The 14,100-nt window shown below is 59.0% G+C and carries 15 protein-coding genes and 3 pseudogenes; 9 read left to right on the top strand and 9 right to left on the bottom strand.

Annotated elements, in window-relative coordinates; genetic code table 11:
• Positions 1–49: 49 nt before the first annotated feature.
• Complete coding sequence (locus JCM25414_RS16245) at positions 50–337, bottom strand: hypothetical protein (protein ID WP_051535637.1); 288 nt, start codon at positions 335–337, stop codon at positions 50–52.
• Positions 338–555: 218 nt separating this feature from the next.
• Between JCM25414_RS16245 and JCM25414_RS02160 the strand changes: the two genes are divergently transcribed.
• The 3 genes and pseudogenes from JCM25414_RS02160 to JCM25414_RS24250 all read left to right on the top strand — a co-directional run bounded on the left by JCM25414_RS02160 (position 556) and on the right by JCM25414_RS24250 (position 2,171).
• A complete protein-coding gene (locus tag JCM25414_RS02160) occupies positions 556–882 on the top strand; it encodes a YnfA family protein (RefSeq protein ID WP_025840577.1) in 327 nt (108 codons plus the stop codon).
• Positions 883–931: 49 nt separating this feature from the next.
• Positions 932–1,509, top strand: a pseudogene (locus JCM25414_RS16240) (YqaA family protein).
• Positions 1,510–1,529: 20 nt separating this feature from the next.
• Positions 1,530–2,171, top strand: coding sequence for an SDR family NAD(P)-dependent oxidoreductase (locus tag JCM25414_RS24250; protein ID WP_242403271.1), 642 nt, complete (start codon positions 1,530–1,532; stop codon positions 2,169–2,171).
• Here the strand turns inward: JCM25414_RS24250 and JCM25414_RS24245 are convergent.
• Positions 2,156–2,386, bottom strand: a complete 231-nt coding sequence (locus tag JCM25414_RS24245; protein ID WP_242403270.1) for a hypothetical protein — start codon at positions 2,384–2,386, stop codon at positions 2,156–2,158. The genes JCM25414_RS24250 and JCM25414_RS24245 overlap by 16 nt on opposite strands.
• A 672-nt stretch (positions 2,387–3,058) precedes the next feature.
• Between JCM25414_RS24245 and JCM25414_RS02135 the strand changes: the two genes are divergently transcribed.
• Positions 3,059–4,534 carry a discoidin domain-containing protein gene (locus tag JCM25414_RS02135; RefSeq protein WP_159101693.1) on the top strand — a complete coding sequence of 492 codons (1,476 nt, stop codon included), beginning with the start codon at positions 3,059–3,061 and terminating at the stop codon, positions 4,532–4,534.
• A gap of 75 nt (positions 4,535–4,609) precedes the next feature.
• On the opposite strand, the gene JCM25414_RS02130 is transcribed toward JCM25414_RS02135, so the two are convergent.
• The 3 genes and pseudogenes from JCM25414_RS02130 to JCM25414_RS02120 all read right to left on the bottom strand — a co-directional run bounded on the left by JCM25414_RS02130 (position 4,610) and on the right by JCM25414_RS02120 (position 7,792).
• On the bottom strand, positions 4,610–5,014 hold the full coding sequence (locus JCM25414_RS02130) for a hypothetical protein (protein ID WP_242403269.1): 405 nt from the start codon (positions 5,012–5,014) through the stop codon (positions 4,610–4,612).
• Between the two features lie 72 nt (positions 5,015–5,086).
• Positions 5,087–5,991, bottom strand: a pseudogene (locus tag JCM25414_RS16230) (4-(cytidine 5'-diphospho)-2-C-methyl-D-erythritol kinase).
• Positions 5,992–6,058: 67 nt separating this feature from the next.
• Positions 6,059–7,792: a tetratricopeptide repeat protein gene (locus JCM25414_RS02120; RefSeq protein WP_025840573.1), complete on the bottom strand. Its 1,734-nt coding sequence runs from the start codon at positions 7,790–7,792 to the stop codon at positions 6,059–6,061.
• Positions 7,793–7,843: 51 nt separating this feature from the next.
• On the opposite strand from JCM25414_RS02120, the gene JCM25414_RS16225 reads away from it, so the two are divergent.
• The 5 genes from JCM25414_RS16225 to JCM25414_RS26325 all read left to right on the top strand — a co-directional run bounded on the left by JCM25414_RS16225 (position 7,844) and on the right by JCM25414_RS26325 (position 10,813).
• Positions 7,844–8,158: a hypothetical protein gene (locus JCM25414_RS16225; RefSeq protein WP_035442518.1), complete on the top strand. Its 315-nt coding sequence runs from the start codon at positions 7,844–7,846 to the stop codon at positions 8,156–8,158.
• Positions 8,140–8,628: a uracil-DNA glycosylase gene (locus JCM25414_RS16220; protein WP_051535636.1), complete on the top strand. Its 489-nt coding sequence runs from the start codon at positions 8,140–8,142 to the stop codon at positions 8,626–8,628. Before JCM25414_RS16225 ends, JCM25414_RS16220 begins: the two co-directional genes overlap by 19 nt.
• Positions 8,629–8,857: 229 nt before the next feature.
• The gene (locus JCM25414_RS26335) at positions 8,858–9,271 is read left to right on the top strand and encodes a hypothetical protein (protein WP_369345972.1); all 414 of its coding nucleotides are present in this window, start codon (positions 8,858–8,860) and stop codon (positions 9,269–9,271) included.
• Positions 9,201–9,824 (top strand): hypothetical protein, encoded by a 624-nt coding sequence (locus JCM25414_RS26330; RefSeq protein ID WP_369345971.1) that lies wholly within the window; start codon positions 9,201–9,203, stop codon positions 9,822–9,824. The genes JCM25414_RS26335 and JCM25414_RS26330 overlap by 71 nt, the downstream gene beginning before the upstream one ends.
• A gap of 8 nt (positions 9,825–9,832) precedes the next feature.
• Complete coding sequence (locus tag JCM25414_RS26325; protein ID WP_369345970.1) at positions 9,833–10,813, top strand: lytic transglycosylase domain-containing protein; 981 nt, start codon at positions 9,833–9,835, stop codon at positions 10,811–10,813.
• A 15-nt stretch (positions 10,814–10,828) separates the two neighbouring features.
• On the opposite strand, the gene JCM25414_RS23255 is transcribed toward JCM25414_RS26325, so the two are convergent.
• The 4 genes and pseudogenes from JCM25414_RS23255 to JCM25414_RS16205 all read right to left on the bottom strand — a co-directional run bounded on the left by JCM25414_RS23255 (position 10,829) and on the right by JCM25414_RS16205 (position 14,069).
• Positions 10,829–11,116 carry an AAA family ATPase gene (locus JCM25414_RS23255; RefSeq protein ID WP_051535635.1) on the bottom strand — a complete coding sequence of 96 codons (288 nt, stop codon included), beginning with the start codon at positions 11,114–11,116 and terminating at the stop codon, positions 10,829–10,831.
• Positions 11,113–11,451, bottom strand: a complete 339-nt coding sequence (locus tag JCM25414_RS21235; protein ID WP_051535634.1) for an ATP-binding cassette domain-containing protein — start codon at positions 11,449–11,451, stop codon at positions 11,113–11,115. The genes JCM25414_RS23255 and JCM25414_RS21235 overlap by 4 nt, the downstream gene beginning before the upstream one ends.
• Positions 11,448–12,485: a hypothetical protein gene (locus tag JCM25414_RS02100; RefSeq protein ID WP_148300908.1), complete on the bottom strand. Its 1,038-nt coding sequence runs from the start codon at positions 12,483–12,485 to the stop codon at positions 11,448–11,450. Before JCM25414_RS02100 ends, JCM25414_RS21235 begins: the two co-directional genes overlap by 4 nt.
• 293 nt (positions 12,486–12,778) lie before the next feature.
• Positions 12,779–14,069 (bottom strand): annotated as a pseudogene (locus JCM25414_RS16205) (hemolysin family protein).
• Positions 14,070–14,100: the final 31 nt, after the last annotated feature.

The following is a 14,100-nucleotide window of genomic DNA, read 5'->3' as shown; positions in this document are numbered from 1 at the left end:
TTTTATACAGAACGCCCCATAAAGCAATGATCGATCTCGGTTGAAAAGTTCAGCAGTTGGACTCCGCTCGATCACCCACTTCGGTAACCTGCAAGGTCGTTATCACCTTGCGCCTGATCATCAGGAATGACCCACTCCAGTCGCCCGGGATAACCCAGTGCCCGGCAATCTCGTCGCCTGCCGCGTTGAGGATTCCCTCATAAAGCGCGTCATGATGTCGCCGACCGGTCTGGTAGATTTTGCGAAAATCCAGAGACCGCCCCTGCCGCGTTCCGATGCCTGTTGAAATAAAGAATGCGGAGTGAGATGTAATGACCGGTGCGCGCTCGGTGATCATCCTACCGAGCGAATGGCCGTTTGCAAAAAGAGACGCCTAGAAGAATTCAGACTCATAAGGGCGGGGACAGGAAAACCGCCCGATCCATTTTTCTGCACCCGAAAGCGCGTCACTCATGCTTTCACGTCCTCACGCGACCGGTGGCGCGCCTGAAGTGGCCACACCTTTGTTTCTGTGATTCCATGACGGCCTTCGAAAACCCGATTCTGGACGCAACGATGCTAACCCTTTTTTTCTATATCGCGGCTGGCTTTGCTGAAATCGCCGGCTGCTTCGCCTTCTGGGCGTGGTTACGCATGGAGCGTTCCGTCTGGTGGATCATCCCCGGTCTGTTCAGTCTGACGCTTTTCGCGCTCATCCTGACACGGGTCGACAGCGACAGTGCGGGCCGGGCCTATGCGGCCTATGGCGGTGTCTACATTACCGCCTCGCTGATCTGGATGCGCGTGTTCGAAGGACGCAGCCCCGACCGGTGGGAGCTGGCAGGTGCTGCAATCTGCCTGTGCGGTGCGGCACTGATTCTCTGGGCGCCGCGCTCGACATAAGGAGCGGCCTGGGTCATTGACGGACTTCCTGATTGCCGGAGGCCTGCTCGTGTTCCAGCCGCTTTATCGTCGCACACTCGCTTTGGCGGCCTCGCCTCATGCCAGCTGGTGGCTGTTTGCTGTCGCCTTTGCCGAGGCCTCGTTCTTTCCCATTCCGGTCGATCTGATGCTGATCCGATGGTGCTGGCGGCGCGTGAGCGAGCGTTCAGGCTTGCAGCAATCTGCACGATCGGTTCCGTCTCGGGGGCCATGCTGGGCTGGGTGATCGGCGCGGTTCTGCTACAGCATGTCGCACTACCGATCGTGCATTTCTATCATGCCGAACACAGCCTTGCGATGCTGCAGGACAAATTCCGTCACTACGGCGTGGCGATCATCCTGCTCAAGGGCCTGACCCCCATTCCGTTCAAGATCGTCACCATTGCCGCTGGCGCAGCGCATTTCGCCATTCTGCCGTTTCTGGCGGCCAGCCTCGTCACACGTGGTGCGCGGTTCTTTCTGGTGGCAACATTGCTCTGGTTCTACGGCGCGCCGATCAAGGACTTCATCGAGCGTCGCCTGACGCTGGTCATGGCGGGCTTTCTCTTTCTCATTATCGCTGGCATTCTGGCTGTCACCCTACTGTAGATTGTATGAGGATTGCCGCCATGCCCAACCAGATTGCCGTCGTCACAGGCGCCGGAGCCGGTATCGGGCGTGCCACGGTGCGTATGCTGGCATCCTATGGTTTCGACATTGCCCTCATGGGCCGTAACGAGCAGCGCCTGCAGGATGCTGCGGTTGAACTCGAAGCAAACGCCATACGCACGCTCGTCCTGCCGGTCGATATCTCGGATGCACAAGCCGTTTCCGACGCTGCTGAGCGCGTTGAACGCGAGCTCGGCGCGATCACGGTATGGATCAACGCAGCAGGTGTGACGGCTATCGGGCCGGTATTGTCGCTCGATGCCGAGACGCTCAGACGCGTGACTGACGTGACCTATCTCGGCTCTGTTTTCGGCACCCAGGCGGCGCTGGCCTGCATGCGCCGACGCGGTAGCGGCACGATCGTCAATCTCGGACTTGCCCATCCGCTGCGCGGTCTGCCGCTTCAGGCCGCCATAAACGGCGCCCATGCCGCAATCAGCGCGTTCTGCGACAGCGTGCGCCCGGAAATCAGGGCGCTATCCGACCGCATCGATCTGACTGTCGTGCATCTTCCTTCCATCAACACCCCGCGTCTGGGCTGGAGCCGCAATCGCTCGGGCCATGCGCTCAAGCCCAGCGGTCGTATCTATGAGCCGAAGTAGCCGCCCATGCGATCTGCCAGGCCGTACTGGGCCATCATCGCGATATCTGGGTCGGTGCGTCGTCGATCCTGCCGAGCCTGATCAATGGCGTCGCCCCCTCGCTGCGCGATCGCTATCTCGCCAGAAAAGGTATCACTGCCCAATACGCGTCGGGCAAGGCCGACACAGAAACCGACACGCTTGTTGAAAGCCAGCCCGGCGCTTATGCCGCCCATGGACCCTATGAAGGAATTCCCCTGCGCGATCAGGGGCGCAAGCCGCTGCTGCTGACAATTCCAAGGCGGATCGGCTTCAGCGCAACGGTTCTATCCGTAGCTGCATTAATGCTTGGCTGGGCAGCAATACGCCGAAGAGTCTGAACAGGCTCTGCCCCCCCATATCGAGGTGACGCGATCACCTCGACACGATCATCACAGGCACCAACAGGTTCTCGTTCTGCTGCCCTCGGCCCATGAGGACAGACTCACGAAGGCAAAGCAGGATGATCGTCTGCTCCATTCTGCCGCACCTTCTGGAAGGCATGAAAAGCCCTCATCGCCAGACAGAGTCGTCTCGCGGCACAAGAACCGAGGACGTCATTATCCTTGACACAAGGACACAGGACGGCCAGCCACAGCAAGACAATACAGACTCTCTATTCGTCACGCTGTATCGTGACAACAGAAGGGAATTGCGTCGCGATATAGTGAATATTTCGGAATAATAGACGAATTCCTCTCGGAACCAGCGCAGATCGTCGTGATTTCGACCTCGAAGGGACCTGATAATTTTCCTACGTGCCGCGCAAACAGTCATTTAGGGCAGTGTCAAACTTGACAAATTACAAGTAAAAATACGATCTATTCATCCTGAAATCTTTCAAAAATATGTTATTCGGAGATATTGTTATGATCTTCAAGATCAGGAGTCATGGAAATATAGGCAATAGAATAATACAGTATATATCCGCAAATGAAATCTCTAAACATTGGCCAGAGTCCACGATATTCAATGTCAAACTTGATGAATATGGCCTCACCACCCCCGACATAGATGAGTCGCCCTATCGTACACTCCACATAAACGATTTCTTTTCCTCTGAAGAAGAGGTGATTGCAATAATAGAGCAATACAAGCCTGATCTGGTCGTCTTCGACGGTTATCTGCAAAAACATTTTCTAATGAAGAATGCGGATCATTACCGCAGACTCTTTCCGATCATTCATCCTGTCGCTGTTGATAAAGACGACCTCGTCATCAATATAAGATGTGGAGAATTGATATTTGGATTCTCTCAATACCCTTTATTACCTATATCTTATTACAAGAAGATCATAGAAGAAACCAATCTGAATCCTGTCTTTATGGGTCAGGTGGATGACAGTCTATATTGCAGGATGCTCCGACAGGCCTTCCCTGAAGCGCGCTTCCTGGACCACGTCTCTCCACAACGGGATTTCGACCTCATCAGATCTGCTCATAATATTGTCATGGGCATCAGCACATTTTCATTCATTTCCTCATGGCTCTCCGAGGCAGAAAATATCTATACCCAGCTCTGGGGATTTTTCAGTGTTCCCTCATTTCTCGGAGAGATCGATCTCCTGCCAACACAGGATGCACGATACAAATATCACGTCCTTCCTTATTCCTACGCCCTGGTGGAGGGGCGGCAGATCGCCTTCAACCAGGGGATCGACGCCTATATCGACGCGATATCCGCTGATGAAGTTGACGCAATCAAACGGCGTTTTTCAGAAAAGCCGCCCATGCAGAAAATATTCCAGATCGATGATTTCTGGTATCTCAATATGAATCCCGATTGCGGCTATCAGATCGCCAATGGCCTCTGCTTTGACCCCCATCATCATTATATGACAATCGGCCTCTGGGAAGGACGATCACCGGCTCCCTACAAGAAAGGGCGGTATCGCAATGTGTCGCACGACAAGAAAGCCATCATCAGTTCGCATACAGAATATGCCGCCGGAAACTCCGCTGAAGAGCAGGCTTTGAATGCCATAAATGCGTCGAAAACGGATCTCATGGCTTTTCATACTGCGGACGAACAGAGTCCGTTCTTGATTATCGATCTATTGAGTCTCCACAAGATCGATCACGTCAGTATTTTTAACAGATGCGATAACGAGATCGTTGCCAGAAGATGCCTTCCCTTGCGCGTCTATTGCTCAACCGACAGCACCGACTGGTCACTACTTCATGTGCAACAGCGTCAATTCGGCGGTAGCGACGGCAAACCTCTGGAAATTGATCTCTACCCTGATGTCACCTGCCGCTTCATCAAGATTACGACGCTGAAGAAGACCATTCTTCACCTGGAAAAGGTCCATGTCTACGGTGAGCCTCTCGACCTCCCGATATAAGAAGATCCTGCGTGCGCGGCTTTCTATCCGGGGAAAAGACCACCGGACCGGGCATTGCTCCAAGGCAGATTCCGTCTAACTCGGCTGGCGGGAGGTATTGGCTGCCATCAGCGCTCGATGCTGTTTGAGACCCTTAAGCAGTTTTTCGATATCTTCGGGTGCGAAAACCAGTCCGACCGGTCCATATGCCGGGTGCTGGTAAGCCAGGGTCGACCCCTCAGTAAGGGCATCGATCTGTAACGCCCAGTTCGTGCTGTATACCGGTAGAAACGGCACATTTCCGATCGGCGGCTGAGGCTGGTTAGCCGTCATAGCATAGCGCACACGACCGAGGCTCGTGATAAGCTGGCTGAGCTGATCGAGCGTCAGGTCGATCTCCCCCTCGATTCCGCTCCCTTCGAGAAAACGGAGCGTCGCGCCTGTGCCATCCTCTTTCTGGATGACCTGCATTCTTGCACCCATGACCGAAAGATCCCTCATTTCAGATTGCCCAAAGCATGATGGCGCGCGAGAACAGCCGGGCTGAAAAAGGCCATGTCTCGGCTCAGAAGGTCAGATCTGGTCTCCTGCGATCTGAACCCACCCTGCTTCTGCCCACCATCCATGAGCACGCAAGGCCGTTGCCGCATGACGCGCCGCATCCACACCGTCATAAAGGCCGAAACACGTCGCTCCGGACCCGCTCATGCGGGCGAAATGGCAGGATTCGGAACGCTCCAGAGTGTTCAAGACTTCACCGATTACAGGAAAGAGAGCAATCGCCGGAGCCTGCAGATCATTCGAAGTTGATCTCAGGCTCGCGGCCATCCCCTTAACGTCATCCCAATGGCCGGGCAGCGAAGCAGCCTGACGGAACAGCACACCAGACTCCTTCCAGGCGCGAAAAACGGCGGGGGTTGGCACGGCAACGCAGGATTGACCAGCACCATGGCACAGCGCGGCAAGCGAGGGGCTGAGACCAGAACTTCGCCAATTCCCTGCATGCGCTGAGTCTTCTGAGCGAGACAGACCGGCACATCCGCCCCGAGCGATGCAGCAATCGGCGCAAGGTCGAGATCTTCACACTGCCAGGCCGCCGCCAGAAGACGCAGCGCGGCAGCAGCATCAGCCGAGCCGCCACCGATACCGGAAGCCACGGGCAGGTTTTTGGTAAGCCGCATCTGCCACGCAGGCAGGCTGTCAGCCAGATTTGCGGTTTCGCGCAGGGCCGCAGCGGCGCGCAGCACAAGGTTATCCGACCCGGCTTCGAGCCCGGCGCCGAAAGGTCCGTCGATTGCAAGGCTCATGCCGTGTTCGACAGGGCGGGACGCTTCGAGTGTCAGCACATCGGCTGTCTCGGCGAACACGGCCAGAGAGTCGAGTTCGTGATAGCCGTTCTCGCGGCGTGCGGTAATGTGCAGAAACAGATTGATCTTGGCATGCGCCAGCGAACAGGCAGAAAACATCAACGGACTCATCGAGGCGAGGGAATGGCACGCCCGCGCATGACAGGCAGATCCGGCCCACCGGCAAGGGCGGCATCGATCAGCACCTTTGTCTCGGGCTCGGGCTTGTTGTTGAGCGCCTGGCTCCACTGATCGCGCGCTTCCAGCTGACGCCCCTGATACCAGTAGGCGACGCCAGATGATAGGCGATCTCCGCATCGGCGGGCGCCGCATTGACGGCAGAGAGAAGCAGAGGCAGCGCCTGTGCCAGATCGCCCTTCTGCTTGAGCAGCGCCCAGGCATAGCTGTCGCGTATCTCGGCATCGTCGGGCGCCATATCCATGGCGCGACGCAGTAGCAGAAGAGCCTGTTCAGGGCGCTCGTTATGTTCGACATCCGAATAGCCCGCGTAATTCAGCAGGACAGGCTCGGAAGGGGCCAGTGCCAGTGCGCGATCAAGATCGACCTGGGCCTTGTCGCGACGTTTGAGGTGATCCCAGGCGATGGCGCGCCCCAGCAGCAGAGGCCAGACACGCGATTCCATTACGCTCACATGGTTGAGCGCATGGGTAAACGTCTCGATGGCGGCCTCGGAATGACCGAGCTGGTCCTGAACCGCACCGAGCTCGTTCAGAATATCGGCGTTATCCGGGTTGGCCTTGACCACACGCTCCAGCGCATGAAGCGCCGCATTCAGATCGTGACGCTTGAGCGCGACCTGCGCCTGGGCATGGTCCGAGAGCGGCGCCAGAGGATCGTCCTCGGCTACGCCATCGAGCGCCGATTGCGCCATGTCGAGCTGGCCGTCATTGCGCAGTTCTTCGGCCAGCAGAATCTTGCCCAGCGTCAGGTCCGGGTCGAGAAACAGGGCCTGACGCAACAGGAGGATCTTGAGCTGACGCAGATCCTTGAGCTTATCATCATCCGGGCTCGGCGCTCCGGCGTTACCGCCATCATGCGCTGTCGTATCGCCCAGAAGGGCGGTGACACCGATATAGAACTCTGCCAGCCCCCAACTTGGAGAAAAATCGCTGCCGATCCGACCCGGGCGCAGACGCCCGGCGACGAGCTGGAAAGCGGGCAGAAGGCTGCCGACATTTTGTAGTTTCTGGCGAGACTCGGCATCATGATGACGAAAAGCGAGCCAGTCCGCCTCGAATTGCAATGCCTGAACCCGCAGCAGAGGCGGCACGGCGGCGGCGCTGCGATCGAGCTGGGCGAAAAGACTATCGGTACGCGCCTCGTTGCGCAGCGAGGCGATGCGCGCCTGCTGCAAAAGCGCAAGCCAGGTCACCGGGTCGATTGCCCCCTGCGAGAGCGTGATATCATCTTCCTGCCCATTGGCAGGGTTAGCCCCATAGTGACACCAGTCTCGCAGGCCGCGCCCTGCCATGCGCAGCAGGCCATCGGTCTCCTTGCTGTGGAGGGAGAAAAATCCCTCGGCGCTTTTCCAGTGACGGTCGCGAAACGCCGCCGTGCCGAGAATAATGCGCGCCAGATTTTGCTGCGGCATCAGCCTAGCAAGCGTGACTGCCCGTGCGGCGGAGTCAGGCCCAGCATCCATCGCGGCAAAACGCAGGGCCATGAGCACGAAATCGGGATCGCGGTAACCCTGCATCACGGCCGCGTAGAGGGCATGATCGGCATCGCTCACATTATTGCGCTGCACCGAGACGATACTGCCGAGCAGACTGCCCGTCAGCGAATAATCGGGGGCCATCAGTGCCACACCGCCCTGAGGTCCAGCGGCCGAGGCATTGGCAGCAGACGCACCGGTGACAGAGGCCAGACAGGCAAGAAGGACGAACCGGGACGGAGAGCGCTTGGTTTGCATCGTGTGACAATCTAGACTGAACCCGTTCAGACACCAAACTGATAAGAAACCATGTCCCTTTCCCTGTCCGGTCAGAACCAATCCGAGATTCTCGCCCTGCTGGACCTTTATCGGGACTGGGGGGTCGATTGTGCGCTCGACGAGATCGCACCCCTTCGACTTGACCGCGCGGCCGCGCTCGCTCTGCCTCAGGTCATGCGGCAGCGCCCGGCGCGAGCGCTCGCCGCGAGAGAGAACGCTCCTCCTCCCGCACAGCCGCGCCAAACCCCGTTCGACCCGCAAGCTGCGCTGGCCTGGGGGGTGGAAACCTTCCAGAATGCGCCCTTGCGCGCACAGCCTCGACCAGTGTGCGCCCGCGTATCGTGACCGGTGCCACGCTCATGCTGATCGGCGATGCACCGGATGCCGATGAAGATCGCTCCGGCGAGGTTTTTGCGGGAGAGACCGGACGTCTGCTCGATATGATCCTTCCCAGTATCGGGCTCGACCGCGCCACCCTCTCCCAGGCACCTGCCCTGCCCTGGCGCCCGCCCGGTGGGCGTGCCGTCTCACTTATCGAAAGCCGCGAATGTCGGGCGCTTCTCAATGCTGCCATCATCAAGGCGCGTCCCGCGAGGCTTGTCCTGCTCGGCTTGACCCCGTTACGCCTCCTGATGGACGAGCAGGCGAGCATGGCCCGGTCACGCGGCGCCTGGCACTCATTACGACTCGATGATGGCAGCTCGGTAGAGGCGCTGGCCATGCAGCATCCGCAGCAGCTGCTTTCCAGCGCCAGAGCCCGTCGGGAGATGTGGAAAGACCTCGTTTTCCTGGCTGAATCGCTCGCTTCGTCGTGAGCACAGCCCCCGTCGCAAAAGCTATGGAAAAAAAAGTGATTCGGGGGCCGAAAAATGCGGTTTTTTGGCGATATCCCTCTGGTAGAATTTAGGAAACGATCATAGAATAGCGAACTCCTTTGGTGTGCTTTTTTTGCCACTCTTGCTTTATCGAGCAAGGGGGGATACCAGCATCCCCACCATGCGAGGAATTTCTTATTTCGCGTCGAGTAACAGCGCCCGTGCCTTGATGCTGTGCGCTGTGCTTGTGGCGGGAGCGACGTTCAATCCGCTTCGTGCCCAGGAAAGCAAATCGACGCTCAACCCTGCCGATCATGACAACACCCAGAGCGAGGAAACGGCGTTTGCTACGCCGCGTTCCTCTGCGCCCGGGGGTTCGAATGGTCTTCCCCATCCCCTTTCCGCCTCAGATGCTGCGCTTCTGAAAGAGGCTTTCCGCGCCCAGCGCTCCGGCGATTTCGAAACCGCCATCGCCCGGTCGCGAGCGGCCCATGACAATGTGCTGATCGGCGACCTGCTCGCCGAACGCTATCTCAACCCCGCCTATCATCCGAGCCCGTGCAGCTGCGTCTGTGCTCAAGACCTTCTCGAGCCTGGCCGATGCGGGTGCTGTCCAGAGCCTGCTGATCGCGATCAGTCCTAAAGGCAGCGTAGCACCGCAGAGCTTCCCCACACCGCTCGCGCCGTCAGATGTGTCATCGGCAAACGCGACCTCCGCGCCCGATCCTCTGGCCCATATCCTCAATCGCAACCCATTGCTCGATCGCACGATCGGCGAACGTCTCTCCTGGGGGCTCAAGGGTGGGCAGAGCGCCGTCAAGCTTGTGAATTCCACCCCAGGCATGACACCGCTCTATGCAGCCCAGCTCAAGGCAGAGATTGCGTTGGGCATGCTCAGCGCGGGCGAAACCGGCTTCGCGCTGCAAACCGCCCATAACGGCTTCACCCAGAGTGCGCATCAACTCGGTTATGCCGGGTATGTCGCAGGGCTTGCTGCCTGGCGTCAGGGCGCACTGCACGAGGCACTGGGCTATTTCGAACAGGCCTCACGCGCAGGCACGACCACCAACGAGCTGCGCGCTGCCTCCGCCTATTGGGCCTCGCGTGCCCATCGCCATCTCGGCAATGCTCCAACCCTGACCACTTCCTGCTGCAGCGCGCCGCAGCCGAGCCGGGCACATTCTACGGCATTCTAGCGCGACAGATGCTGGGACTGCATCATGCGGGCATGACCTCCGGGCAGGATCCGGCACAAAATGACGGGCATGAAGGCATTTCCGCCGACGACACGACAGCGCTCCAGAACCCAATCCCGGTCATGGGTGAAATCGATGTCGAAGCGGTCGCCGCAACGCCTCATGGGCACCGTCTCTTCGCCCTGCTTCAGATCGGTGAAACTTCTCGCGCTGAAGCCCTGCTGCGCCGCATGTGGCCTGACATCGCTTCGGACACGGCCCTGTGCCATTCGGTGCAACTCGTGGCCGCTGCCGCCGGGCTGCACGACCTGTCCGAGCAGATTGCCACAATTCTTGCTGCGCGTGATGGTCGCCCCGCTCATCTGGCCGGGTTCCCGACACCGCAACTAGCTCCGCGCCACGGTTTCAAGATGGACCCGGCGCTCGTCTATGCGCTGACCCGTCTGGAATCCAATTTCGATCCCAAGGCGTCTTCAAGTGCCGGCGCACATGGGCTGATGCAGATCCGCCCGTTGACCGCAAGCTTCGTGAGCGGCCCCAAACCTGCACTCGACTCTCATGGTGTTGCCATCATCAATGTGCCCGCTGACATGGTAGGGCGGCTGCACAACCCGGCCGTCAATCTCGAAATCGGCCAGCTTTATGTGCAGTATCTTGCAGGTCTGTCAGAGCGTTCCGAAGAGGCCCCCAAGGGAGGTGATCTCATTCATACCCTCGCCTCCTATAATGCCGGACCGGGTGCCATCGCACGCTGGGAAGGCGGCGCACCGAACGAATCCGCTCAGATTCATGATCCGCTGCTCTTCATGGAGCTGCTGCCCAATGGCGAAACGCGGGACTACGTTCACCATGCCTTCGCCTATCTCTGGATCTACGCCGACAAGCTGGGCCTGCCCGCACCGTCGCTCCATGCTCTGGCCCGCGCCCAATGGCCGCGCTTTGCCGATGAGCAGGAAATCGCCAGCGCGCGGCCTGTGACCTGGCACTGAGTGCGCCGGTCACCGTCAGGAGACGCCGAGGCTCTCCTGACGAATGATCGTTGCCCCCTGCGCTTCGAGAAACGCCCCGTCATGCGTCGAGAGCAGAACGCAGGCTGAGCGGGATCTTTCGATCAGAAGCGCGCTGAAGAACGCGCGAGACGATGCATCAAGGCCGTTCGCAGGCTCATCCATCAGAAGAACCGCCGCCTCGCCGATGAAGGCGGAAGCGATCAGCATTTTCCGCCTCGTGCCCAGAGACAGCGCATCGTAACGCTTGTCGAGATGCGGCGTGAGGCCAAACCCCTCTATCAATGAGGCGCTATTTCCGGCGCTGCGCGCGCCCAGGCGCAAAGCGCCATCAGATCGCGCCCGGTCATGAACGGATAGACCGCCGCCTCGTCCGGCACATAGGCCAGGCCTTTCCGTGCTGCGACGGGATCGCGCGTCAGATGCTTTCCGGCAATCCAGACATCGCCATGATCGGGCTTTGCCGTACCGGACAACACACGCAGCAAGGTCGATTTCCCGGTACCGTTCGCCCCCCATAGGCCATGAAACCCGACATCGAGCGACAGGCTGACCGAGGAGAGAACGGGTCGACCACCATAAGCCACACAGAGGTCGGAACAGCGCAGAATGGCGGTCATGCCGTCACCTCCATCAGAATGAAACTGACCCAGAGAATGCTCAGTGCCATGCTGGCCATAGGCCGCCAACGCGTATCGATGCACAGGCTCAACCGTATCGCACAGAGCAGCAGACCATAGGTCACCACGATTGCAGCCAGCGCGACCGGAGAAACAAGCGCGTGCACACACAGAGGCAGCAAGAAGAAAAAAACCGATGGGGCGAAGACGGCCAGAACGAGTATCAGATCGCGCCTGACCCAGAAAAACCGCGGCAAGGGGAGCGTCCTGATGAAGGGCGACGCACGGCGATGCGCGGTGTCGAGCACAACGAAAGGCACGAGACTGAACTGCGCGACGAGTGCCATCCCGACAATCATCACCGGGATCGAGCGTCCATCATAGGCAAAGACCGAGAGCAACACCCATAACCCGATCGGCAGAAAAAGGGCGATCACCAACAACACCGAAACGCCGCTGCCCGGTTCGAGCCAACTGCGCAATTGCAGCCGCAACACGGGGGAGAGGCGTGCGAGCCGGTCGACAGGCTTTGCCCTGACATAGGATGGAACCCTCCGATGGGAAGCCAGCCATATCGAGAGAGAGGTGAGTCCAGGCTCGCGACCGACCAGAATGAAACCAGCCACACCGAGCCCGGCGGCCCCAATCAGACAGAGAGCCCCCGACCAGAATGGCTGCGTCATACATCCGGCGGCGAGCAGGGAGTTGGCCAGAAAAATTGCGACGCAGAGAGAGAAGAGACGCTCGACGAGCGCCGCCTGCAAGAGCAGGACCAGCCCCACGAACACGATCAACGCCATACCATAATGAGGAAGGGCCGAGAGCGACGCCGAGCCGATCAGAACACCTCCGATGATGAATGGGAGGAACAGCGGCAGATCGAGCGCCGCAAGAAGTATCCCCGTTATCTGCAGTCGGTGCTGAGGCGTAATGGGCAAGGTATCGGTAAAGGCGCGAAAACTACCGCCACGCACGAAGCCGCTCAGCCCTTGCGACCAAGCGATAAAAACGCCCTGGGCCGCCAAAACTGCCACGAAATGCGCCCTCAGACCTCCCGGACCCGCCAGCACCGCAAGGATAAATGGCCGAGATGCAGAAAAATGGCCATGAAGGGGATGGAGGGCGACGCCAGTGCGCCCCCTATCAACAACATCCAACGCTGCACCAGCAGCGCTTTTCCGGCATGAAGCAGATAACGGGCCCGCAGCCCGAGGAAAAACGCAAAACCCGGCTTTGCGCCCGCCGATCCCAAGCCTGTCATTTGTCTCCCGCCCGATCCATTCAGAACGATAGTGTTACAAAAGAGCGGGTGACAAATGGCTTTAGTTTAATTTTCCGCCAGAACCTGGCGGCTGGCGCGCACTTTGGTCACGCGGCGCTGTTCCATCTCGACCACTTCGAACAGCCATCCGGCGAATACCACCTTGTCACCCTTGGCCGGTACGCGACGCAGCAGGGCAAGAATGGCGCCGGCAAGCGTGTGATAGCTGCCAGCAGCGGGCAGATCCGGCAGATCGAGCACCGAACGCACCTCATCGGCGGGCATGAAACCATCGAGCACATATTCGTCTCGCCGTTGCGGGTTTTCACGCTCGGTCTTGTTCTTTTCGGCGTTCTCATCACCGACAATGGCTTCGAAGATATCTGACGGCGTGACGATCCCTTCGAAAGAACCATATTCATCGAGCACGAAAGCGATGCCCAGACGCTCACCACGCATGCGTTCGATCATGTCCTGCGCGGTCAGGCTGTCAGGCACCACAATGCTGGCGCAGCGCCGCCTCGATCGAGATGGGCAACCCCTGAAGCAGGCGATCCATGAGATCCTTGGCCAGAACGACGCCGACCGGGTGATCCACATCGCCTTCGCAGACGAGAATGCGCGTATAGGTCGACTGACGCAGCTTGACGATCAGCGCATCACGGCTCGCATGACGATCAACCCAGAACAGCTCGTTGCGTGGCGTCATGATGGCGCGGACGGGGCGGTCGGCCAGACGCAGCAGCCGTTCGATCATGATGCGCTCTTCGGTTTCCAGCACGCCGGCCTGCGCGCCCTCGGCCAGAATGGCACGAAGCTCCTCTTCCGTTATGGCCGCGCGTGTCAGACCGCCGACACCGAACAGACGCAGAACGAGCGACGAAGCCCCGCTCAGCAGCGCCACCACAGGGCGCGAGATTGTCAGCAGCGCTGAAAGAATAAAGGAAAGGCGTGCTGCGATTTTTTCCGGCTGCTGCAAGGCAATCTGCTTGGGCACCAGTTCGCCGAAGACCAGCATAGCGAAGGTGATGCCCATCACAACGATGCCAATAGAAAGCTCATTGGCAAAAGGACGCAGCAGATCGCTGCGACGGATCAGAAGCGCCAGATCCTCTTCGATCTGACTACCGCCGAATGCGCCTTCGAGAATGGATACCAGTGTCATGCCGATCTGCACGGTCGGCAGAAAGGAATGCGGCTCATCCGCCAGACGCAGCGCCCGCTCCGCCCCGCGCACCTGCCGCTTGACCAGCGCCGCAAGGCGCGGCCGCTTGGCCGAGATCAGCGCCATTTCGCCCATGGCGAAAATGCTGTTCAGCGCAATGAGAAGACAGATGACCAGAATGGGGGTGAGCATGGAGTCCTTCGTTCGGAAAAAAGAAAAGGCG

Source organism: Asaia platycodi JCM 25414 (assembly GCF_000614545.1).
Classification (GTDB): domain Bacteria; phylum Pseudomonadota; class Alphaproteobacteria; order Acetobacterales; family Acetobacteraceae; genus Asaia; species Asaia platycodi.
The sequence above is the reverse complement of the archived record's forward strand: the minus strand, read 5'-3'. Positions and strand labels throughout refer to the sequence as shown.